The organism is Streptomyces sp. Edi4, from assembly GCF_040253615.1.
In the GTDB taxonomy this organism is placed as follows: domain Bacteria; phylum Actinomycetota; class Actinomycetes; order Streptomycetales; family Streptomycetaceae; genus Streptomyces.
In genome coordinates this window covers 6,816,087-6,838,018 of the sequence record NZ_JBEJGY010000004.1, presented here as the reverse complement: position 1 = coordinate 6,838,018, position 21,932 = coordinate 6,816,087, and the positions used below count along the sequence as shown (strand labels likewise).

The following is a 21,932-nucleotide window of genomic DNA, read 5'->3' as shown; positions in this document are numbered from 1 at the left end:
TGGAACGGACGCGCGGAAGGGCGGGACAGGGGGCGTCAACTCCTGTCCCGCCCGGCGCAGTTCAGGTCAGCTCACGTTGACCGCGGTGTCGTCGATGACGAACGACGTGGCGAGGCTGCTGTCCTCCACACCGTTGAACTTGAGGGTCACCGTCTGCCCCGCGAACGAGGAGAGGTCGAAGGACTTCTGAACGAACCCGGTGTTCTTGTTGAGGTTGGAGTAGCTGGCCAGGGTGGTCGAACCGGCCGTCACCGTCAGCTTGTCGAAGGCGGTGGTGGTGGTCGTCTCCTTGGTGTCGATGTGCAGGTAGTAGCTGAGGGTGGCGTGGCAGCCGGCCGGGATGGTCACCGCCTGGGAGAGGGTGTCGGTGTGGGTGGTGCCGTAGCCGTTGAGCCAGGCCTTCCAGGAGCCGGAGTGCGCGGGCTCACCGGCGGAGTTGTCGACGACACCCGCGGTCGCTGACCAGGGCGCGGCGCTGCCGGTCTCGAAGCCGGGGTTGCCGAGCAGCTGGGCCGCGGTGCAGCCGCCGCCACCCCCGGTGGTCACGGTCCAGGTGAAGGACGTGGAACCGGTGGCGTTGGTGGAGTCCTTGGCGCTGACCGTCACGTTGTAGGTGCCCGCGGTGGTCGGTGTGCCGGAGATGAGACCGGTCGAGGCGTTGATGGACAGGCCCGCCGGGAGACCGGTGGCGCTGTAGGTGAGCGTCTGGCCACTGCCGGAGTCGGTGGCGTGGATCTGGAGCGAGGCCGCGGTGTTGACCTGGGTGGACTGGTTGCCCGGGTTGGTCACCGTGACGGTGTTGCCGGTGCTGGTGCCGCCGGTGAAGGCCGCGGTGCCGTTCGGGGTGCCGAGCCCGGTCGGGCCGTCGTAGCCGGAGCCCGCCGTGCACAGGTAGGAGGGGCTGCAACTGCCGTTGGCGCCGGAGGTCACGTCGTTGAGCGCGGACGTGTGGGCGTAGGGGTAGGACGCCGGGGTGGTGTTGGCCGCGGGGGTGCCGGCGAGTGCGTACACGCCGGCGATGATGGGTGAGGAGGCGCTGGTGCCGCCGTACACGTTCCAGCCGCTGGCCTGGTAACTGTCGTACACAGCAAGGCCGGTGGCGGGGTCGGCGACCGCCGAGACATCGGCGACGGTGCGCTTGGCGCAGCCGGTGTCCTTCTGCCAGGACGGCTTCGGGTCGTATGCGGAGCAGCCCGAGCCCGCGCCCTGGCCGCCGGAGCTCGTGCCCCAGACCGACTCCGACCAGCCACGCGAGTTGCTGGCGCGGCTGAGCGAGGTGCCACCGACGGAGGTCACGTACTGGGAGGCCGCGGGGTATTCGACGCCGTAGCCACTGTCGCCGGATGAGACGGTGATGGCGACGCCGGGGTGGTTGAAGTAGGAGGAGTCGGAGCTCGGGTCGGTGGAGTCCTCGCTGCCGCCGTAGCTGTTGGAGACGTACTTGGCGCCCATGGCGACCGCGCGGTTCACCGCGGTGCCGAGGTCGTCCATGTTGGCGGAGTTTGCCTCGACGAGCAGGATGTGACACTGCGGGCAGACGGCGCTGACCATGTCGACGTCGAGGGAGATCTCACCGGCCCAACCCGAGTCTGCGGTCGGGTAGTTGGTGCCGCCGTTCTGGTCCGCTTTCTGGAAGCAGCCGTTGGCGGTGGTGCAGGCGGGCAGACCGTACTGGGAACGGTAGGTCGCCAGGTCCGACTCCGCGCTGGGGTCGTCCTGCGCGTCGACGATCGCCACGGTCGTACCGGCGCCCGCGTTCGACGGCAGGGCGTAGGCGCTCTGCAGGTCGGAGGGGCCGTAGCCGGAGGGCAGGGCGTTCGGGGATATCCCGAAGTGGTGCTGTACGTCGGTGCGGGCGAGCGCGAGGCAGGACATCATGCCGGCCTTGGCGGGCTGGGCGCACAGCCGTTGGGTGTGGGCGGCCTGGCCGCCGGAGCTCTGGGTGGCGGCGGCGACGGTCGGGGCCGCGGCGATGAGTCCGCCGGTGACCAGGGCCGCCGCGCCGAGCACGGCGGTGGCCACACGCCCGCTGAGCGCGGGGAGGCCGAAGGGTCTCTTCGAGTACAAGGAACTGCCCTCCATGGGGGGTCGGTTCGCCGGATCGGGGCGAGCGGAGGAGCTGGGTCTACAGGTGCGGCGGGGCGGATCCGGCGCGTTCGGTGGTACGGGTGCCGGGCGGTCGGCGGTGCCGTGAGCGGTGACCGACGGCGCGTCCTGCGGTGCGGCTGGGTGGTGCGGCTGGTGCCGGCCGGTGCGGCGCTGGTGCTGTGCTGGTGCTGTGCTGGTGCGATGCGCTTGGGTGAGGCGCGAGGTGGTCCGAGTCCGCGTGCGCGGCGGTGCGGGGGCACATGCTGGTGCCCTCGCTGGTGCGGATGTTGAGCTCGGTACAGATGTGTGTGCGTGTGCGTGTGCGTGCACGCGTACGTGCACATGTGCACGTACATGTACTTGTACGGGTGCCTGTGCGTGTGCTGATACGGGTGCTGTGCCGTGTGCGCTGTGCGGCCGGCGGTACGTGTCATCGCGCATGACCGGTGGAAGCGGCATTACCTGATCAGAGCATGACAGTTGCGCCTCGAGAAAACTGCCACCCGCTCACGTGGTGGCACGGATGAAGGTAGCGACGCCCGCCTGGGGCGACAACAGCCTTAGGCAAGCCCCAGGCAAAGCCTTGCCCTCGAAAGGGGATGGATCACCGCGCGGCCCGGCCTGCGGATTCCCCATGGATCAAGGGGCTGCTCACAGCGGGGATAGATGTATACGGTGGCGGGCATCGAGCCGGGAGAACACCCACACCGTCGGACGGGGATGCGCATGGAGCCTGATGAGGGGTCGGTCAGCGACCTCGTCGAACTGGGCCTTTCCCGTTACGAGGCACGGGTCTACCTCGCTCTGGTCAGGCGCGACTCCTACACCGCGGCCCAGGTGGCGCGGGAGGCGGAGGTACCGCGCCAGCGCATCTACGACGTTCTCGACGGTCTGGTCCGCTCCCAGCTCGCCGTCGCCCATCGGGGACGCGTCGCCACGTTCACCGCGATCGCGCCCGAACTCGCCCTCACGCGCCTGATGAACCGTCAAAGAGAGTCCCTGGAACGCCTGGAGAAGGTGTCCACGGGTCTGACGTCACTGCTGTTGCCCCTGTGGGCGGACGGCCGGGCCCACACCGATCCGCTCGACTACATCGAGGTCCTGCGCGACCAGCGTCAGATCGCGGAGCGCTTCGCGGACATCCAGGAGCAGGCGGACTCCGAACTCCTCACGTTCTGTATGCCGCCGTTCGTGGCCCCGGCCGCCAACACCTCCGGAATCAAGGCGACACGGCGTCTTCGACGCGCCAAGGGGACGGTACGGGCGGTGTACACGCGTGACGCGCTGGCCGACGAGGAGGTGCTGGAGAACGTGCGGCGCTTCGCCGAGGCCGGCGAAGAAGCCCGCTTCACCCAGCACCTCCCCCTCAAACTGGTCATCGCGGACGCGTCGTTGGTGCTGTGCGACATGCCGGACCCGGTCGCGGGTACCGGCTCCACCACCGCCCTGTACATCGAACACCCGGCGCTCGCGACCTGTCTGCGGCTGGCGTTCCACAGCGTGTGGGAGGTGGCGGAACCAATGGCGCCGGCCGTACGGGACAAAGGGTAGGAGGACGATCAGGCCCCCCGCGCCTCAGCAGGGGCACTTTCCGGCCACCCGCCACCCGGCGCCCACCCCGCCACCCGGCCTCGCCACCCGACGCCGTCACCCGGCCCCGGCCCCGGTCCCGCGACGCTTGGCGCCCCGTCACCCACCACCCGTCGCCCCGGCGCGCCTCCCCCGCCTCTCCCGGGCCCACCGCAGCGCGCCCAGCAGGAGTGAGAGCGCGATCAGCACCCCCAGGGAGACCAGCAGACCTCGTACGTAATCCAGGGGCACCACCGAGGGGTTGGCGGCGGGCAGGGGACGCAGCAGTACGGGAAGCGCGATCAGAGTGAGGCAGCCGGCGGTCAGCAGGGTGCCGCGCAGCAGACCTCGGCTCTTCACGCCGCCGGTCAGCAGTCCCGCCGCGAGGACCAGCGGAGCGATGATCGCGTCGTGCAGCACGGCGGCCCCCGCCAGCCAGAACAGTACGTCCCAGTGGGTGGCCTGATCCCATACGAGCAGCCCGCCGACGGCCATCAGCGCGAGCCCGGCCGCTCCCACCACGACCCGCATCACAGCACCTCCAGACGGCTGACCCATTTGGTTTGCAGCACGCCCGGGCGGTTGGGGGCGATGACGCGCGCGGGATAGCCGTGGTCGGCGGTCAGGGTCTGCCCGTTGAGTTTCAGGGCGAGCAGGGTCAGTGGGTCGTGGGCGTAGTCGCGGCCCATTTCCATCACGCGGTAGGCGCCGTACTGCTCCAGCGACACCACCCGCACCCGGGCGTCCGGCGGCGCGCCCGCCCGGCGCAGCAGGTCGGTCATGCGCACGCCCGTCCAGTGGGCGGACTTGCTCCAGCCCTCGACACAGGCGATGGGCAGGACGGACTCGTGCTGGGTGAGCGCGGACAGCTCGTCGTAGGTCAGGGTGTAGGGGCGCGGGCCCACGACGGTCAACCGGTAGGCACCGATGTCGACTTGGGTGGTACCGGCCGCCCGCGCGCTCCGGTTGACCGGCAGTTGCTCGGCCCCGTAGTCGGGGTGGCGTGGCGCGAGGACGTCGAAGAACTTCAGCGGGGTGAAGGCCTGTCCGACGGTGGTCAGGGTGACGGCGCCCGCGGCGGCCGCGACTCCCTTCAGCAGGGAGCGCCGGTCGGGCCCGTCGGCGGGCGCAAGCATCAGCGTCCCTGGCGACCTGGCGCCCCAATGCGACTTGATCTGGGGGTACTTGACGGCGATGTGCAGCATGAGGGCGCCGGCGAGCAGCCAGGCCACGGCGAAGTGCACCGGCACGAACGAGAACGGCCAGAGGTACCACTGCACGGTATTGAGGAGACCGGTGAACAGTTCGAAGACCGCGCCCGCGACGAGGAAGGCCACCGAGAGGCGTTCCAGGGCATGGCGTACGGAACGCAGCGGCGGCCAGGCGAACAGCCTCGGGTAGACCGTCCACAACTTGGCGAGCAGCAGCGGGATCGCGGCGATGCCGGCTGCCACGTGCAGGCCCTGAGTGAGGCGGTACCCCCAGACGGGCCTGCTGGGCAGCACGTCCAGGAGCCAGCCGGGCTGGTGCTGGAGGTAGTGGCTGATCAGTCCGGTGCCGAAGCAGACCGTCATCGCGACACCCAGCCAGCGGCCGATGGCGGTCGCCGTACGCGCGTCGTGAAGGCTGCCCCTGAAGACGGGCGGGCGCACCGCGGGAAGTCGTGGCTTCATGCCTCCATCCCACCCCGAGCGGCCCCCTTCACGAGCTCTGCGACACCTTACGGTTCACGAACGCCGCCCGTTCGAGGCAGAACGCGATGGCGTGAATATTGCCGTGACAGGGGCGCCGGAACGCGGTTAGGATCTTCGGGCGACATCGCGTGCCGGTCACCGGTCGGGTGAGGCATGGAGGTGTCTGCGATATGCCCGATGGAGGCATTCCACCATGGCAGTACAGTTGAATCACACCATTGTCGCATCCCATGACAACCGCGCCTCAGCGGAATTCCTGGCCCGCATGCTCGGACTCGAGGCCGGTAAGGAATGGGGACCGTTCGTCCCCGTCGTGACCAGCAACGGAGTCACTCTCGACTTCGCGACCGTGCCCGCAGGTACCGAGATCGCGCCACAGCACTACGCGTTTCTCGTGTCCGAGGAGGAGTTCGACGCGGCGTTCCAGCAGATCGAAGAATTGGGGCTTCCATTCTTCGCCGATCCGCACCGCAAGCGCCCGAACGAGATCAATCACAATGACGGCGGCCGCGGCGTGTATTTCCCCGATCCCTCGGGGCACTGGCTGGAACTTCTGACGGTGCCTTACGGCGGCTGGCGGTAACAGCGTTCCGGACGCGGGCCGCTCCCGGTTCCTCCGAATGAACCTTACGGTTCTCGGACGGCGGGGGCGGCCTACGCCTGATCGGGGCCCGGAGCTGCCAGGCTCGCGGGGTGACCCATCGACGTACCGTACGAATCCTACGCAGCGTATGCACCGTACGCACCGCATGCACCACCGTTCTGCTGGTCGCGCTCACCTTCGTGCTCGGCGTGACCGTCCGCAAGGACGGCTTCCGCGCCGACCCGGCCGGCCTGTCGTGGTGGTACGCGGCGGCCTGGCTCCTTTGCGCCCTCGCGGCGTGGTCGGTCTTCAAGGTGCCGGCCCGCCACCGCGCCGCGCTGATCGTCGTGGGCGGGATCGCCGTCGCCGCCACCGGGCTGCTCGCTCCCCCACGTACCAGTACCGACGCCTTCCGGTACGCCTGGGACGGGCGGGTGCAGGCGGCCGGGATCTCCCCCTACGACTACGCGCCGGCCGACCGGGAGGTGGCCCGCCTGCGTGATCCCTGGCTCTTCCCGACGGACCCGGCGCAGTGCCGCAAACCGGAGCGAGCCCGGGTCGACGGCGGCTGCACTCGCCTCAACAGGCCCTCCGTACACACCATTTACCCGCCTGTCGCCGAGGCGTACTACCTGCTCGTGGACGAGATCTCCCCCGGCGGCGCCCGCCTCAAGCCCCTTCAGATCGGGGGCGCCCTGTTCGCGGTGGGCACCACCCTGGTGCTGTTGCGCGTTCTGCGGCGGCGCGGCCCGGACGGCGCGCCGGGCCAGGTGTCGCGCGCCGCGCTGTGGGCGTGGTGTCCGGCCGTGCCCGTGGAGGCGGTCAACAACGCCCACATCGACGTCCTCGCCGTCCTGCTGACCCTCGCCGGGCTCGGTGCGCTGACAGGAGGCGTGGGCCCCGCGATGAGCCGGCTGCGTGCGGCGACGGCCGGTGCGCTGATCGGCGCGGGCGTCGCGGTCAAGATGCTGCCCGCCGCGGTGCTGCCGGCGGTCCTGCGACGGCGGCCGGTCACCGTACTCACGTCGACGGCCGCTCTGATCGCGCTCTCCTACCTCCCGTACGTGCTCGCTTCCCACTCCTCCGTGTTCGGTTACCTCGGCGGCTACACCGAGGAGGAGGGATACGACGACCCCTCAGGGCAGGGACGGTTCGCGCTGCTGCGGATGGTGCTGCCCGACGACTGGGCCCTGCCGGCCGCCCTCGTGGGACTGTTGGCGGTGACGGCCTACGTCCTGCGGCGCGGCCGCCCCGAACGCCCTTGGTCGGGCGCCCTGTTGCTGCTTGGCTGGGCCTTTCTGCTCCTGACGCCCGGGTACTCCTGGTACGCCCTGCTCCTGATCGGGCTCGTGGCACTGGACGGGAGGTGGGAGTGGCTGGCCGTCGCCGGCGCGGGCACCTGTGTCTATGTGGTGGCCAAGGCGACGGGCGACTTCCCCATGGCGAAGACGGCGTACACCGTCGCCGCGTGCGCGGTCCTGGCCGGCTGGGCGGTACGCCACCGGTGGCGCCCGCGGCGACAGAAAGCGGGCAGCCAAGAGGCCTTGCCGCAGGCGCGAGTTAACGTCTGACGTATGACAACTACCGCCCTGGCAACGGGAGTGGGGCCCCTGCTGCGCGGCTGGCGCGAACAGCGCCGGCTCAGCCAGCTGGAACTCGCGCTGCGCGCCGACTCCTCGGCCCGCCACATCAGCTTCATCGAGACCGGCAGGTCCCGCCCGAGCGAGGAGATGGTGCTGCGTCTCGCGGAACACCTGGACGTGCCGGTCCGCGAACGCAACGCCCTTCTCCTGGCGGCCGGTTACGCCCCGCACTACGCGCAGACCCCGCTGGACGACCCCGCCATGAGTTCCCTGCGCGAAGGAATGCAGCGCCTGCTGGGGGCGTACGAGCCCTACCCCGCGCTGGTGGTGGACGCGACGTACACGGTGCTCGCCGCGAACCGCGGCATCGAGATGCTTCTCGAAGGCGTGGCCGGGCACCTGCTCGCCCCGCCGGTGAACGCGATGCGGCTGACCCTGCACCCCGAAGGCCTCGCCCCCCGCATCCGCAACCTGGCGCAGTGGCGCGGACACCTCCTGGAACAGATGGAGCGTCAGATCGCCCTGCTGCGCAACGATTCCCTGCGGGCCCTGTACGAGGAGGTCGCCGCCCACCCCGTACCGGAGAGCGGCGAGACCCCGGCCGACGCGGGACACCAGCAGGTGTTTCCCTTCGCACTGCCACTGCGCATCGAACACGCGGGCACGGTGCTTTCCTTCATCTCGACCATCGCCACGTTCAACACGCCGATGGACGTCACCGTCTCCGAGCTGGCCATCGAGACATTTCTGCCGGCCGACCCGGAGACGGCGACGTACCTTCAGTCCTTCACGCCGTAGAGGCACCTTCGATCGCTCATGCCGTGGGCGGTACGCGGTCGAGGAACCCCGCGACGGACTCGATGCGGCCGTCCTCGGCCAGGGTGATCACATCGAACCCGGCGACCGGAGCAGAGCCGTCGGCGACCGACACGAGTTCCCATCCGAAGCGGGCGATGTGATGATTCCCGTCCACCGGCCCGCTCGGCCGGAACTCGAACCCGGGGAACTGCTCGTGTGCCCCGGCGATCACGGCGGCCACCGCGTCGTGGCCCCGGACGTCGACGAGGGGGTCGGTGTAGGACCCGTCCTCGGTCCACGCGTCGGCCACCGCCTTGGCGACGTCCTCGGCCGAAGGGGCGTTCCAGGCCGCGAAGTAGCGGGCGACGGCGGTCTCGTAGCGGTTCTCGGACATGGGATCAGCCTCCTGGGCGTGGGTGGGGGTGGGGTGTGTCGGTGTGTCGGTGTGTCGGTGTCGCTTGCGTCGCGGGGTGCGCGCGGGCATGTGTGGCTTGCGTCGTGTCCGGCCGGAGTGCGTCGGTCGACGCGTTCCGCCTGCTCCGGGCCCGGGACCCGGCCGGAGTGCGCCGCCCGGGTCCCGATGTCCTCAACTGTGCCGGGGCGGGGGCAGGGGGTCGATTACCAGGGAGGTAATGGGGAGGACCGGGCCGCCTCGATGAACAGCTCCCCTCGCACCCCTGCGTACTGTTGGGCCAAGTGAGTGACCAGCCAAGGGAATACCGTGAATGGCGGCGGTTTCGAGGAGGACGTGGATGACGGGGACCCTGCGGGTGGAGGCGGCTTCGACGGCGGGCGCGCTCGTGTTGCGGCCCTGGCGCCACGAGGACGCCGAGCGAGTGATCGAGGCGTACGGCGACGTTGCCATAGCCCGGTGGACGGCCCACCCCATCAAGACCCCGGAGGACGCGGAGCGCTGGCTTGAGTTCCAACGCCAGGGCAGACGGACCGGAACGCGGCTCGCCTTTGCGATCTGCGAAGACCAACCCGGCGATGAGGGAGGGCAGTTGCTGGGCAACATCGTGCTCAAGTGGCCGGAGCACCCCAGCCGGGAGGTCGGCGAAATCGGTTACTGGACGATGCCGTACGCCCGTGGACGCGGAGTTGCCCCGCGCGCCGTGGAAGCGCTCTCGGCGTGGGCCTTCGACTGCTACGCCACCGAGGGGCTGCACCGGCTCGAACTGATCCACCAGGAGGACAACCCGGCCTCCTGCCGCGTCGCGGAAAAGGCCGGCTACCACTTCGACCGCATCCTCCCCGCCACGCCTCCCTACCCGAGGGACGGCCACCTCCACGTACGCCACGTGGGCCACTGAGAGCCACCCGGCACGGGGGCGCTGGGGGCGCCGGGAGCGCTCTCAGGGCTCCGGGGGGGGCGTGGCGTGCCTGGGGGCGGTGAGGTCGGGAGCGCTCTCACGATGAACTGGCCGGGCTGGCGGGTCGGCGATTGCGCGCCTCGGAAGCGCTCTCACGGTGAGAGGTTCGCGCTCCTGCCGCCGAGGCAGGCGGATTCACCGGCCACGGGCCGCGCCCGATGGGTCGGGAACGCCGGTGCGAGCGCGAAGCCCCGAGTGCAGCGGCCGGCCTCCCGGCCCGCCGTCACCGGCCACCGATCGCTGGCATCGCTCGGGCCGCGTATTACCCCGTACGGCTGCGGCTTCGGGCGCCGGGCCGACAGGAGATGCCAAGATCTGGGCGAGGGGCGGGTTCGGTTCGGCGATCTTGGAGTCCCATGCCCGGCAGATCACGCTCTCCCATCCGTTACGGGCTCACGGCACTCGCCGTTACGCTCTCTCTCGCGTGCGCGCTTCCGCAGTCCACGCCAACTCCCCAGCCCGCTGACCCGCCCCCGCCCCTTGCCGCGCCCGCGCCCGCGCCCGCGTCCGCGCCCGGCGGGACGTACCCCGGGCCTTTCTGGGTGAACCCGGTGGGGCCCGCTGCCACCCAGGTCACCGAGTGGCACCGGGCAGGGCGGTCGGCGGACGCCGCGCTGGTGGAGCGGATCTCGCTGCGGCCCCAGGCGGACTGGCCCCGGGCGGACGGGGTCGAGGAGTCGGTACGCGATCTCACGAGCGCCGCGGCAGCGGCCGGCCGGGTCCCCGTTCTCGTCGCGTACAACATTCCGCACCGTGACTGCGGGGGCCTGTCGCAGGGCGGCGCGAAGGACGCGGACGCGTACCGGCTGTGGGTCGACGCCTTCGCGCGCGGCATCGGCGAGCGGCCCGCCGTCGTGATCGTGGAGCCGGATGCCATCGCCCACTTGGTGAGTGGATGCGACGCAGCGCCTTCGGCCGAGCGGTTGTCGCTCCTCGCCTACGCCGTCGGACAGTTGAAGCGCGGAACGGCCACGAAGGTGTACTTGGACGCCGGGCACTCCGGCTGGATCAAGGACGAGAAGCAGTTGGTGGGACCGCTGCGGCAGGCGGGCGTGGAGGAGGCGGACGGGTTCTCCCTCAATGTGTCCGCGTTTCAGACGAACGCGTCCAGCGCCGAGTACGGGCACCGTCTCTCCGCCGCCCTCGGCGACAAGCACTTCGTCGTCGACACGAGCCGCAATGGCAACGGCCCGTACACCGGCGCCGATTCCTGGTGCAACCCGCCCGGCCGTGCACTGGGCACTCCGCCCACGGCGAGCACCGGCGACCCGCTCATCGACGCCTACCTCTGGATCAAGCGCCCCGGCGAGTCGGACGGAACTTGCCGGGGCGGCCCTCGGGCGGGGCGCTGGTGGCCGGAGTACGCCCTGGAACTGGCCCGGGGAGCGCGCGCATCGGACACGTGAGACGGCCGTTGTGGTGGTAGCGGTCATGGTCGGCGGTGCTGAAAGACGGTGCTGAACCCTGGCCGGCGACGTTCCCGTCCCGCCCGGTCGGTCGGCCCGGTCGGCCCGGTCGGCCCGGTCGGCCCGGTTGGCCCCGCCGGCCCGACCGCCACCCGCCGGCCCGACCGCCACCCGCCGGCCCGACCGCCACCCGGTCTCTAGTGAGCCTGCCTTCCGTCCTGGTGCCGCTCGGGCCGGTGTTCCTCCTCGCGCTCGGCCGGCTCCTCCTCGGGAGCGCCGGTCCCGTCGGGCCGGATACGGACGGCCTCGGCTCGAATCAGGGCGTTGAGCGCCGTGAAGGGGTCGATGGGCATGGCTGAACCACCTTGCTGTGTGAGGGAGTTGACTGTCCGACCTGGTTCCGTGAGGAACGGTCAGCAGCGCAGCACCACACAGCGGACGCCCGTAGCCGTAGCCGTAGCGGACGGACGGGCGTAGTCGTACGAGGCGGGAAGCGGAGTTCGAGGAGACGTTTCCTGGACGGCCGGGTCGCGGAAGGGGCGGATCTGCCGCACGGCCCGGATCGACTGCGGGGGCAGCACCGCTTCGGCCGCGTCGGGAGCGCTCTCGTTCGACGGGTCGGGTGTCACCAACACCGTGGACGCAGCCACCGTCCGCCCCTCGGCCGCCTCGGCCCCGGGCGCACCCCCGAACAGCGCGCCGAGCACCAACAGCACCGCGAGGACACGGCGCAGGGCGGCGAGGGAGGCGGACGGCACGGGGACAGCTCTGCCCAGCTACGCCGCCGAAGTGCGCGTATTCCGCCGAGATCCCCCCTACTGGGTGATTTCCGTTGCCGCTCTTGACGCATCGGCCGTGAGCCTGAGCCGGGGGTAGGACGCGATGCCGGTGGCGCCACACGGTCCCGCTCGTCCGCCGCCGCCTCAGCGCCCGCACGCCGTCGCCCCATACGCCGTATGTGTGTCGGCGCGCGGGGCACCGGCATGCGGGCGGCAGGGCCCACTCCGACGCTCCCACCGCGCCCGTCAGGCCTCCCCCATTGCGGTATCTCGCGTGGAGGAGGCCGAACAACACGTAGCCGGGACAACACGTGACCGGACAGCACGTGGCCGGGACAGCACGTGGCCGGGACAGCACCCCGAGAGGCGGAGAGCGCTCTCAGCGGGGCCGCCGGGCCCGTCAGCCCTGCGGCGGGCCGTCCTGCGGCTTGTCCGAGCCCAGCTGCTCGTTGAGCCTCTTCTGGGCCACGTCGACCTGGCTCTCGTACTTGTTCCCGGTCTTCGCGTCGAAGGCGTCGCCGCCCTTCTCGACTCCCTGGCGCGCGGTGTCCTCGTGACCCTTGAGCAGGCCCTTGAGCTTGTCGAGCATCGACATAACTGCCTCCTTGCGGATGCTGGCACATTCCAGCATCCGCGCATTCGCCGTGATGCGCACCCGCAGGGGCGCACCGGGCCGAATGCGCCGGTTCAGCGGGTCAACGGGACAGCGGGGCCGGCGGCGGGTCAGTTGTCCTTGCCGACTGCCAGCCGGCTGCCCGAGACGGTCGCTACGACGCCACCCCTGTCGACGCGTACGCCACGCAGGTGCAGATCCCGCGCCTCCTTGGGCAGCGTGAAAGAGAAGGTCAGGCGGTCGGAGAGTTCCGGCGGCCGCATCTGGAGGAGCCCGGTGATCAGTTTCGGGTCGATGCCGATCTTCGAAAGCAGCCAGGGGTGGTCCACCACCACGTCCACGAGGTTGACGCGCATCATCTGCTCCAAGAACATCGGCGTACCCACCAGCTCGTGCAGCTTCGCCTCGTCGCGCAGGGCGGCGTCTACGGCCGGCTGCGGTACTCCGAGACGCCGCACTACCGCGGGCACCGACAGGAGCTCCTTCACGCGCGCGGTATCCCGGGCGATGAGTTCGGCGCTCTCCCGGTGCAGGGTCAGGCCCCGGTCGCGGCCCGGCCGGTAAGTGGCGATGCTCGGCAGGTCGAGGCTCATGCCGTCGATGTCGGTGGACAGGCCGCGATCGCCGTCGAGCCTGAGTTGCGCGTCGGCCCGTACGCGCAACTGCTGGCCCGCGATGGTCAGCTGCCCGTCCGCACCGATGGAGTTCGCGTCCCGGCGGCTGAACTTGATCTGAGAGGCGGCGAGTTCGCGGTTCATGTCGTCGAAAGAAAGCGTGATCTCGCCGTCCAGACTGCCGATGACGGCGCCACGTATGTCCTTGGGCAGATCGCCCGTCAGGTCGATGTCGCGTGCGCCGGCCCGCACTTTGGCGAGCGATATCCGGTCGGCCGGCACGTGCGGCACCGTGACGTCCACGCGCTCCAGGCGCTTGTCCAGCACCTGTGTGAGGAAGGGGAAGCCGTGGATGTCCACCTGGGGCGCGGCTTCCAGGTGAAGTTCCTTCTGGAGGGCCTGTTGTGCCTTCTTCTCCGCGTACATAGCGGCGCATCGGTCCGCCAGGATCAGGAATCCCGCGAGCACGACCAGGGCGGACAGCAGTTTGGCGGCGCGGGGCAGCGCGGCGAACGCGCTTCGGGGACGTCGTCGGCCCCGTCGGGCGCGCCGGCCCCTTCTGGCCTGCCGGAGCTCGGGCGGCAGGGACCAGAAGTCGTCGTCCGGGTCGATGTCCGGGAGGCCTCGTGAGAGCGCTCTCGGCGACGTGTCCAGCACTGTCTCCGCAGGCCGCGGTATCGCCGCCGGTATCTCCTGGGGGGCGGGATCCGGCGCGTACCAGGTCTTGTCGGCGGGGTGTCGCTCCGGCTCAGGGTGCGGCTCGTGCTCGGGGTGGGGCTCGGGGTGGGGCTCCGGCTCGGGGTCGGCGAGCGCCGCGAGTTCGTCATAGGGGTTGCGGTAAGGGGGCTGCATGCGCGTGGGGGTTCGCATCACCTCATCCCACCACACATGATCCACTCGTACGCAACCGACTCTGCCGGCGCGGCCTTGGGGGGCTCTGAACACGCTCTCACGGGCCGCGCGGTGCGCCGGCGTGGCGAACAACACGTCAGGCGGCGGGCGCCTCCTGGGTTCGCTGCTTGCGGGCCGCCATCCACGCGTACAGGAGAACGCCGGCGAACAGGAACAACACGCCCTGGTAGACCGCTTCGTAGCCGGAGCCCGCCACGAGCCACATGGAGAAGCCGAAGGCGAGTACGGCCAGGACCGCGTCGCGGATCAGGCGGGAGCGGTGCACGCGTTCGGACTGGCCGGAGGCGAGGAAGTAGATCTGCGCCGCGGTCGAAAGGAGGTAGGGGACGGTGGCCGTGAAGGTGGTGACCAGGACCAGGATCTCGAAGACGCCCTTGGAGCCCGCGGTGTAGTTGTAGACCGTGAGCAGCGAGGCGAGGACGGCGGTGACCAGGACGCCCGCGGTCGGCACACCACGCCGCTTGACGGCGAACATTTTCGGGAAGAGACCGTCCTTGGCGGCGGCGTACGGGGTCTGGGCGCTCAGCAGGGTCCAGCCGTTGAGCGCGCCGACCATCGAGACCAGGGCGGCGAGGGCGACGGCCGTGCCGCCCCAGGAGCCGCCGAACATGGAGTTCACGGCGTCCGTGAAGGGGGCGGTGGAGCCGACGAGCTTGTCGTGCGGCACCGTGCCGAACACGGAGAGCGTTCCCAACAGGTAGATCACGGCGGCGCCGATGGTGCCGAGGATCGTGGCGCGTCCGACGTTGCGGCGCGGGTCGCGGACCTCGCCGGCGCTGACGGCGGCGGACTCGACGCCGAGGTAGCTGAAGAGCAGGATCGCGGCGGAGGCGGATATCGCGCCGAGTCCGGAGTGGCCGTCACTCTGGAAGGGGCCGAGGTTGGCGGGGTCGAAGAAGAACAGGCCACCCACCGCGACCAGGAGCAGCGGGGCGAACTTCAAGACGGTGGCGATGAGTTGGACCGCGCCCACGTACCGGGTGCCCGCGAGATTGGCGAGTGCCGGGAGCCACTGGAGGAGCAGCGCCGCCGTGATGGTCGCCGCCTTGGAGCCGTGTACGGGTATGAGCACGTCGAGGTAGCCGACCGCGGCGACCGCGAGGGCGGCGTTGGAGACCCAGGTGGTGATCCAGTAGGACCAGGCCGCCAGGAATCCCGCGAAGTCGCCGAACGCCTCACGGGCGTAGACGTAAGGGCCGCCGGTCTGGGGGTGGCGTTCGGCGAGGCGGCCGAAGACCAGGGCGAGTGCGATCGCGCCGGCGGTCAGGACGACGAACGCGACGAGGCTGATCGTGCCGAACGGGGCGACGGAGGCGGGCAGCAGGAAGATCCCGCCGCCGATGATGTTGCCCATGACCAGCGCGATGGCGATCGGCAGACCGAATTGCCGGGCATGCTTGCTCTGGGCTTCTTGCGTGGTCATGGTGGGGTGGCGTGCCTCTCGTACGGAACAAACCTGACCATGGTCGGGCACGCGGTTCGGCGTACCAAATCACTCGGTTTTGTCCTGTACGGCGCCTCCGCCAACCGGAAAAGATCCTTCCGGTTGGCCCATCGGCGGCGAATCCTCCATGCGTGCCGCGCGCTCACCCTTCGCCGCGCGCTCACTCACCGCCGCGATCTCGCTCCCCACCAGGATCTCGGCCGGTGCCGCGGCCTCGACCCGCGTCGGGGCTCCAGCGACCAGCGGAATCTGAGGTCCTTGGCCTTCGCGCAGCCAGCGGCGCAGCACTCGGTGCACCTGCTCGGCGCCGACCAGCTCACCCTCGTCCGCCACCGGCGCCGACAGGGCGAGGGGCGAGAGCAGGAAGGGGCGGGACTGTTCGCCGCCGAGTCCGCCGTGTGAACCGATCTGCTCCTCGAAGGCGTGCACCCGGCCGGTGTCCGGGTCGTACATCGAGTTGACCATGATGTCGGCGGTGTGCGGGAAGGTGTCGGTGCGCCGGATCGCGTCGGCGGCCCCCGCCGGGAACCCTTTCAACGGGCCCTGGCCGTCGGTTAGTTCGGCCAGCGGAACCTCGACGCCTCCGGCTCCCAGTACCACCGCGCCGTGCGCCTGACTGCGGACGAGAAGGAAGCCGATGCCGGGGTGGGCGGCCAGGGTGGCGAGCAGCGCCGGGTGACGGCGGTCGATGTGCTCGCGGGTCATGCGGCCCTCGACGTCGGGGAACGAGACCAGGCCGAGGTTTCCGGAGGCGAGCACCACCGGGTCGGGCCGACTACCCGGCGGGCACGGCTCCGCGACGGGGTCTTCCTCGACCGGCCGGTGCAGCGCGACCCGGACCGCGTATCTGGCCTCGGCCCCGCTCCTGGTCCGTCGGGCCCTGCGGGACACGGGCAGACCGCAGCCGGCCCGTACAAGATCCTTCAGGGTGAGTCCGAAAGCGCTCTCAAAAGTCTCGCCGGGGCTCTGTCCGTGGTCCGAGAGCAGCACGACGCGGTAGTCGCGCGGCGCGTGTTCCGCCGCGTCGGCGATCAGCGAGAGGGAGCGGTCGAGGCGGCTGAGAACCTTTTCGGCGTCCGCGCTGTGCGGCCCCGAGTGGTGGGCCACCTCGTCGTAGGCGACGAGGTCGGCGTAGACGGCGGTACGTCCCGCGAGCATGTCGCCCATGACGGCTGCGACGACCACGTCGCGCTCGACGACCGTCGCGAAGGCGCGGATGAGGGGGTAGAGCCCGCCGCGTCCGATGCGCGGGGTCTGCCTGCGGAGCCTGGCCCGCGTCGACTGGCCGATCTCGCGGGCGACCTCCGCGAGGAACGAGCCCGCGGTGCGTACCGCGTTGGCCGGGTCGGAGAAGTAGGCGAAGTAGCCGGCGCGAGAGCGGTTTCGGCGCCCCCTGCGGGCGGCGGCCGTCAGGACCAGTGCCACTTGGTCCGCGCCGCCGGAGAACAAGTTGCCGCGGCTTGCTCCGTCGACCGTCAGCAGCCCGCCGTCGCCGGTGCGCTCCACCGCGCGGCGTTGCAGTTCGACGGCCGAGGAGGGCCGGTTGGAGACCATCACCTCGCCGCTCTCCTTCTCGTACCAACGAAAGGCGGGCACGTCGAACGTGGTGCCGTGCAGAATGCCGAGCTGGCTCGCGCCGGTCTGGCTCGACCAGTCCGTACGCCACGGGGTGAGGCGGTGGGTCTCCCCCAGCCAGGCCGCGACGGTGGGCATCAGGCCCCGCTTGACGGCGTCGCGCAGAAAGCGCTCTCCGACGCCGTCGAGCTGGATGAAGACGATGCCCGGCGGCTGTGGCGCGTCCCCCTCGCCGCGTCTGTGCCTGCGCCGCTGGGCGAGCCGGGACAGGCGGCGCCGGTAGGCGTCGTCGTCCCGTACGGCAAGCGCGGTCGAGGTCGCCGAAGCGACCGCCGACATCACGGCGGCGACGATCACCGCGGTCTCGGGTTCGGCAGCGCCACTCCCGGTCGGGATGAGCCGGAGCGCGATCAGGAGCAGTGAGCCGTTCAGGAAGAACACCAGGAGACCGAGCACCAGCGCGGGCACCAGCAGGAACGCGCGCACGACCAGGGGCCACACCAGCGCGCTGAGCAACCCGAAGGCGGCCGCTCCCCAGCCCGCCGTGAGCGCGACCCGGGTGATGCTGTCGCCGCTGTCGGAGGTCAGTTTGAAGTCGGGCAGGATGCCGGCCAACAGCATCAGGGTCAGCGTCGAGACGACCCACACCACGATCACCCGGAGCAGGGCGCTGCCCGTAGTCCGCCATCGCCCCACGTCCGCCTGCCCTTCGCTGTGCCCGTTCCTCGCCCACCCTGTCACAGGGGCGGACGCGGCCCGTCGGGAGCGGTGCGTGCTGGGAGCGGTGGGTGGGCCTGGGAGTAGCTGGCCCACCCGCTGTGGGCGCGGGGGACGTCACCGCCAGGGAGGGGGCGGGCGTGCCGGGTGGGCGTCGCACGGGGCGTGCGGCGGAAGGTGCGTGGGACGGGGGAGGTGCGGGGGACCAGGGTGCGTGGGACCGGTCGTGGGATGGGGGACGTCAGCAGCCGTCGTATCCGGCGGTGGGCATCGAGAGGCGGCGGTGTATGTGGGCCTTGCGTGCGGCGTCGTACGCGGGCTCGACGAGCCCGGCCGTCGACAGGCGCACACCGCGCCGCTCACACTCCGCGGAGAACTCCGGCACCGACCTCAACGCCCTTGCCAGAACACGCTCGTTGGGCGCGACGAACACATCGACCAGACCCGCGTCGACATCCGTCCACAGACCCGCGTGGTCCGGGCGCAATCCGTAGAAGAGCAACTGCCGGGTGACGGTGTACCCCTTGCTCTCGGCCCAGCGCACGCACATCTCGTGCTGGCTGCGGGTGTCCACGAGGAAGGGGTCGAGATCGAGTTCTTCCAGCGGGGTCAGGCTGGCGATGGCCGCCACCCGTATCTGCTCCATGCCGCGCCCCAGTCCCCCGGTCTCCGGGTCCCCCGTATGCCGTCGGGGCGACCCTACTCCCCCCTCTTGGCGCGCCGGAGCCGCCCCGGGGACGGCCGGTCCGCCGATCCGGTGGGCCACCGCAGCCGGGTGGCGACCGCATGCTCGCGACCCCGGCTGCCCCACGGCGCACGCGGGGAGATTTAGGCTCGTCGGCGAAGGTCGGTGCGGCACCCGTCGAATCGACCGGCGAGCAGAGAAGAGGGTTTCGTGCCGGTGGAAGTCACTTGGTGGGGTCATGCCACCTGCACGATCGAGGATTCCGGCGTCCGGCTGCTGACCGATCCCCTGTTCGCGCGCCGCTTGGCGCATCTGCGACGGCGCCGGGGAGCGCTTCCAACGCCCGAGGCCGGGGTGGCTGACGCCGTGCTGGTCTCGCATCTGCACGCCGACCATCTGCATCTGCCCTCGCTCGCGCGGCTCGCTCGGCTCGCGCCCGGAACGCGCGTGATCGGGCCGGCCGGCGCGGTGCGTGCGGTGCCGGGACTCGGGCGCCTGGACTTGCGTGTCACCGAGGTACGGCCCGGGGACGGCGTCGACGTCGGGGGGCTCCGGGTGCGTGCAGTGCCGGCCCGGCACGATGGGCGCAGGCTGCCGGTGGGTCCGCGCCGCTGCCCCGCGCTCGGTTACGTCGTGGAGGGCGCGGCCCGCACGTATTTCGCCGGGGACACCGGCCTTTTCGACGACATGGCGTCGGCGGTCGGGCCGGTGGACGTGGCGCTCCTGCCGGTCGGCGGCTGGGGCCCGGGCCTGGGGCTGGACCATCTCGACGCGGGTCGCGCCGCGCGGGCCCTGGCCGAGCTGGGAGCGCTCTCAGCGGTACCGGTGCACTACGGAACGTACTGGCCGGTCGGCATGGAGGGTGTGCGGCCGCACGAGTTCTACGCGCCGGGCGAGGAGTTCGTACGGCAGGCGGCCAGGCTCGCGCCGAAGGCGACGGTGCATCGGCTCGAGCACGGCCAGAGCGTCCGCGTGAAGGCCACGCGGTGATCACCGGTCGTGCCCTTGAGCTGGCGTCGGCGGTGACGCCCGAGACGACTCAGCAGGCCGTCGGCTATCCGACGCTGTTCACCCTGGTGGCGCTGGGATCGCTGGTGCCGGTGGTGCCCACGGGGGCGCTGGTGTCGTCGGCGGCGGTCGTGGCCTTCCATCAGACCGCCTGGTTCTCGCTGCTGCTGGCGTTCGGGGTGAGTGCGCTGGCCGCGTTCCTGGGCGATGTCGCGCTGTACTGGCTCGGGCAGCGCGGAGTGCGGTCCAAGAACGGCTCACGTCTGCTGGCGACCCTGCGCGGCCGGGCCACGCCGGACCACCTGGACCAGGCGCGGCGCAAGCTCGACCAGCACGGCGTCATCGTGCTGGTGCTGTCCCGTCTGGTGCCGGCCGGGCGCATTCCGGTGATGCTCACCTGTCTGCTGGGCGGGATGCCGCTGCGGACGTTCGTACGGGGCGACATCCCGGCCTGCCTCGCCTGGGCCGGCGCGTACGGCCTGATCGGCATACTCGGGGGCTCCCTTTTCGACGAGCCCTGGAAGGGCGTGGCGGCGGCCGTCGCGCTGACCCTCCTGATCAGTGGGGCACCTGCGGTCTGGCGCAGGGTGCGGCGGGAGCGGGTAGCGGCGGGTGGGGGCTGAGAGCGCTCTCGGGGTGGGTGTGAACGTGCGGGCGCGTGGGCCTGTCTGGGGGCTGAGAGCGCTCTCGCGCGGGGTGCGGGGGCGTGGGCGTGCGGGCTCGCCTTCGTGCTGGGAGCGCTCTCGCGTGGAGCGGGTGGGTGTGGGCGTACGGCCCGCCTGCGACTGAGAGCGATCTCGGGCCGAGTGCTGGACACATGGAACGTGCGGACCCCGCCGAACTCTGAGAGCGCTCCCAGGTCGGGTCAAGGGCAGATGGGCGTCTGGGCCCTGCCGGGGCTGGGAGCGCTCTCACCCCCGAAGTGGCCTCAGCCGTGCCGGGGCGTGATCGCAGCCGGCCGGAGGCGTGGGCGCAGCCGTGCCGCAGGCGTGGGCGCAGCCGTCCCGGGGAATGGTCTCAGCCCAGAACGGCGAGCACTGCGGCAAAGTGCTCCAACGCCGCCTGTACGTGCGGGAGTTGGAGGGGGTCGGGGGCCGCCAGGGCGTTCAGTCGTTGTTCCGGGGTTGAGCCGAGGAGTGGGCCGGTGGCGAGGCGGACGCGGAGGGCACCGAGGTCGTCGCCGAAGCGGTGGCCGCCGGGGGTGGGGGTGGCGAGGCGGGCTGTCAGGTAGTCCTCGAGTTCCATGGAGTCGGTGACCCCGTGGGTGGCAAGGCGGGCGCGGAGCGGGCCGAGGTCGGCGTAGAGATGGCGGCCGGCCTGAGGGGGCCGGGCGAGTGCACCCGCGTCGAGTACGGCCTGGTGGGCGGCGGCAGCGACCCGGGCGTGCAGCGCGGCCGCCCGCCGGGTGCGCTCTACGACGTACGCCGGCTCGGTGAGCGCGAGGGCCGCGGCCGCGGCGACCGGGGCCGCGAGCACCGCGCCCAGCGCGGCGAGGTGGTCCAGCGTGCGGGCCCGGTGCGGGGCGTCCGCCGGGCCGGCCGGGAAGCGGGCGACGGCGGCGGGCCAGCCGGGCGGGGTGAACGCGCCGCCCAGGTCGGTGAGGACCGTCACGTCGTCGGGGCACATCTCGGCCGGGCTGAGCGGCACCGTCTCGTGGGGGCGATGCACGGTGTCGCGCCAGGTCTCATCACTGATGATGTGCAGTCCTTCGCCGACGGCCGCCTCACAGGCCTCCCGCAAGATCTCCGGCGGCGCCACCGTAGCGGTCGGATCGTCGGCGACGCACAGCAGCAGCAGCCGGGGCGCTCCGCCCTCGGCGCGTACCCGGCGGATCGTTTCGAGCAGGGCGTACGGGTCGGGTACGCCGCCGCATTCGGCCGGGGTCGGCACATGGTAGCCGGGCCTGCCGAGCAGCCTGGCCTGCGGCGTCCACCAGGCCGGGCACGGGCGGGGCATCAGAACGTCTCCGCCGTACGCGCCGAGGAGGGCGACGAGCAGTGCCTGTCCGCCGGGGGCGGCGACGACGCGTTCGGGCGGGGTGGGCAGACCGCGTCGCAGCCAGTAGCCGCAGGCTGCCGCACGCAGTTCCGGCCCCGCGCCGGGTGGCTCGGGTTCGGGGCGCCACGCGGCCGCGTTGAGCGCGGAGACGAGTTCGGGGAGTACGGGCAGGCCGGGGCCCGGAGCGGGTGGCCCGTAGCGCACGGGCCCCCGGCCCTCGGCGACCGTCCCTGCCATTGGCGTTGCCTCCTGGAGCGCCTATTGACCGCGTTCGGCCCTGTTTGACTACGTCAGCACCCGGTCCGTATGCGTTCGTGAGCGTTGATTGCGCATTGGTGAGCGCCAATGTGCGTACGCCTGGGTTCATCGCGTACGCCGCCTCCGTACGCCTCCGTACGCACGCACCCCGCGCGATGCCCTTCCTGAACGCGAGTCCGCGAGTCCGCGAGTCCGTGAGCCCGTGAGTCCGTGAGTCCGTGAGTCCGTGAGTCGA

Annotated in this window: 20 protein-coding genes; 8 read left to right on the top strand and 12 right to left on the bottom strand. The window is 71.3% G+C overall.

Going from position 1 to position 21,932, the window contains the following annotated elements; translation table 11 throughout:
• Positions 1 to 66 precede the first annotated feature (66 nt).
• On the bottom strand, positions 67 to 2,082 hold the full coding sequence (locus ABR738_RS32810) for a putative Ig domain-containing protein (protein ID WP_502964179.1): 2,016 nt from the start codon (positions 2,080 to 2,082) through the stop codon (positions 67 to 69).
• Positions 2,083 to 2,814: 732 nt separating this feature from the next.
• Here ABR738_RS32810 and ABR738_RS32805 point away from each other — a divergent pair.
• Positions 2,815 to 3,639: a TrmB family transcriptional regulator gene (locus ABR738_RS32805; RefSeq protein ID WP_350233559.1), complete on the top strand. Its 825-nt coding sequence runs from the start codon at positions 2,815 to 2,817 to the stop codon at positions 3,637 to 3,639.
• Between the two features lie 138 nt (positions 3,640 to 3,777).
• Here ABR738_RS32805 and ABR738_RS32800 read toward each other — a convergent pair whose 3' ends face one another.
• Positions 3,778 to 4,188 carry a hypothetical protein gene (locus ABR738_RS32800; protein WP_350233558.1) on the bottom strand — a complete coding sequence of 137 codons (411 nt, stop codon included), beginning with the start codon at positions 4,186 to 4,188 and terminating at the stop codon, positions 3,778 to 3,780.
• A complete protein-coding gene (locus ABR738_RS32795; protein WP_350233557.1) occupies positions 4,188 to 5,330 on the bottom strand; it encodes a molybdopterin-dependent oxidoreductase in 1,143 nt (380 codons plus the stop codon). The genes ABR738_RS32800 and ABR738_RS32795 overlap by 1 nt, the downstream gene beginning before the upstream one ends.
• Before the next feature lie 214 nt (positions 5,331 to 5,544).
• Here ABR738_RS32795 and ABR738_RS32790 point away from each other — a divergent pair, with 214 nt between their 5' ends.
• The 3 genes from ABR738_RS32790 to ABR738_RS32780 all read left to right on the top strand — a co-directional run bounded on the left by ABR738_RS32790 (position 5,545) and on the right by ABR738_RS32780 (position 8,315).
• Complete coding sequence (locus tag ABR738_RS32790; protein ID WP_350233556.1) at positions 5,545 to 5,934, top strand: VOC family protein; 390 nt, start codon at positions 5,545 to 5,547, stop codon at positions 5,932 to 5,934.
• A gap of 110 nt (positions 5,935 to 6,044) precedes the next feature.
• Positions 6,045 to 7,505, top strand: coding sequence for a glycosyltransferase family 87 protein (locus ABR738_RS32785; RefSeq protein ID WP_350233555.1), 1,461 nt, complete (start codon positions 6,045 to 6,047; stop codon positions 7,503 to 7,505).
• Positions 7,506 to 7,508: 3 nt separating this feature from the next.
• Entirely contained in the window at positions 7,509 to 8,315 is an 807-nt protein-coding gene (locus tag ABR738_RS32780; protein ID WP_350233554.1) for a helix-turn-helix domain-containing protein, read from the top strand.
• 16 nt (positions 8,316 to 8,331) lie between these two features.
• On the opposite strand, the gene ABR738_RS32775 is transcribed toward ABR738_RS32780, so the two are convergent.
• Complete coding sequence (locus ABR738_RS32775; protein WP_350233553.1) at positions 8,332 to 8,709, bottom strand: nuclear transport factor 2 family protein; 378 nt, start codon at positions 8,707 to 8,709, stop codon at positions 8,332 to 8,334.
• Between the two features lie 358 nt (positions 8,710 to 9,067).
• On the opposite strand from ABR738_RS32775, the gene ABR738_RS32770 reads away from it, so the two are divergent.
• Positions 9,068 to 9,628: a GNAT family N-acetyltransferase gene (locus tag ABR738_RS32770; RefSeq protein ID WP_350233552.1), complete on the top strand. Its 561-nt coding sequence runs from the start codon at positions 9,068 to 9,070 to the stop codon at positions 9,626 to 9,628.
• 416 nt (positions 9,629 to 10,044) lie between these two features.
• Positions 10,045 to 11,094 carry a glycoside hydrolase family 6 protein gene (locus ABR738_RS32765; protein WP_350233551.1) on the top strand — a complete coding sequence of 350 codons (1,050 nt, stop codon included), beginning with the start codon at positions 10,045 to 10,047 and terminating at the stop codon, positions 11,092 to 11,094.
• A gap of 197 nt (positions 11,095 to 11,291) precedes the next feature.
• On the opposite strand, the gene ABR738_RS32760 is transcribed toward ABR738_RS32765, so the two are convergent.
• The 7 genes from ABR738_RS32760 to ABR738_RS32730 all read right to left on the bottom strand — a co-directional run bounded on the left by ABR738_RS32760 (position 11,292) and on the right by ABR738_RS32730 (position 18,394).
• Complete coding sequence (locus ABR738_RS32760) at positions 11,292 to 11,447, bottom strand: hypothetical protein (protein ID WP_350233550.1); 156 nt, start codon at positions 11,445 to 11,447, stop codon at positions 11,292 to 11,294.
• Between the two features lie 60 nt (positions 11,448 to 11,507).
• Entirely contained in the window at positions 11,508 to 11,852 is a 345-nt protein-coding gene (locus ABR738_RS32755; protein ID WP_350233549.1) for a hypothetical protein, read from the bottom strand.
• Positions 11,853 to 12,273: 421 nt separating this feature from the next.
• Positions 12,274 to 12,468 carry an antitoxin gene (locus tag ABR738_RS32750; protein WP_350233548.1) on the bottom strand — a complete coding sequence of 65 codons (195 nt, stop codon included), beginning with the start codon at positions 12,466 to 12,468 and terminating at the stop codon, positions 12,274 to 12,276.
• 128 nt (positions 12,469 to 12,596) lie between these two features.
• Positions 12,597 to 13,970, bottom strand: a complete 1,374-nt coding sequence (locus tag ABR738_RS32745; protein WP_350233547.1) for an LmeA family phospholipid-binding protein — start codon at positions 13,968 to 13,970, stop codon at positions 12,597 to 12,599.
• 118 nt (positions 13,971 to 14,088) lie between these two features.
• Entirely contained in the window at positions 14,089 to 15,435 is a 1,347-nt protein-coding gene (locus tag ABR738_RS32740) for an amino acid permease (RefSeq protein ID WP_350233546.1), read from the bottom strand.
• A 69-nt stretch (positions 15,436 to 15,504) separates the two neighbouring features.
• The gene (locus ABR738_RS32735; RefSeq protein WP_502964257.1) at positions 15,505 to 17,652 is read right to left on the bottom strand and encodes an alkaline phosphatase family protein; all 2,148 of its coding nucleotides are present in this window, start codon (positions 17,650 to 17,652) and stop codon (positions 15,505 to 15,507) included.
• A gap of 337 nt (positions 17,653 to 17,989) precedes the next feature.
• Positions 17,990 to 18,394, bottom strand: coding sequence for a hypothetical protein (locus ABR738_RS32730; protein WP_350233544.1), 405 nt, complete (start codon positions 18,392 to 18,394; stop codon positions 17,990 to 17,992).
• Positions 18,395 to 18,643: 249 nt separating this feature from the next.
• Here ABR738_RS32730 and ABR738_RS32725 point away from each other — a divergent pair, with 249 nt between their 5' ends.
• Both ABR738_RS32725 and ABR738_RS32720 read left to right on the top strand, forming a co-directional pair.
• Positions 18,644 to 19,423 (top strand): MBL fold metallo-hydrolase, encoded by a 780-nt coding sequence (locus ABR738_RS32725; RefSeq protein WP_350233543.1) that lies wholly within the window; start codon positions 18,644 to 18,646, stop codon positions 19,421 to 19,423.
• Entirely contained in the window at positions 19,420 to 20,064 is a 645-nt protein-coding gene (locus ABR738_RS32720) for a DedA family protein (protein WP_350233542.1), read from the top strand. The genes ABR738_RS32725 and ABR738_RS32720 overlap by 4 nt, the downstream gene beginning before the upstream one ends.
• Before the next feature lie 394 nt (positions 20,065 to 20,458).
• On the opposite strand, the gene ABR738_RS32715 is transcribed toward ABR738_RS32720, so the two are convergent.
• The gene (locus tag ABR738_RS32715) at positions 20,459 to 21,676 is read right to left on the bottom strand and encodes an aminotransferase class I/II-fold pyridoxal phosphate-dependent enzyme (protein ID WP_350233541.1); all 1,218 of its coding nucleotides are present in this window, start codon (positions 21,674 to 21,676) and stop codon (positions 20,459 to 20,461) included.
• Positions 21,677 to 21,932: the final 256 nt, after the last annotated feature.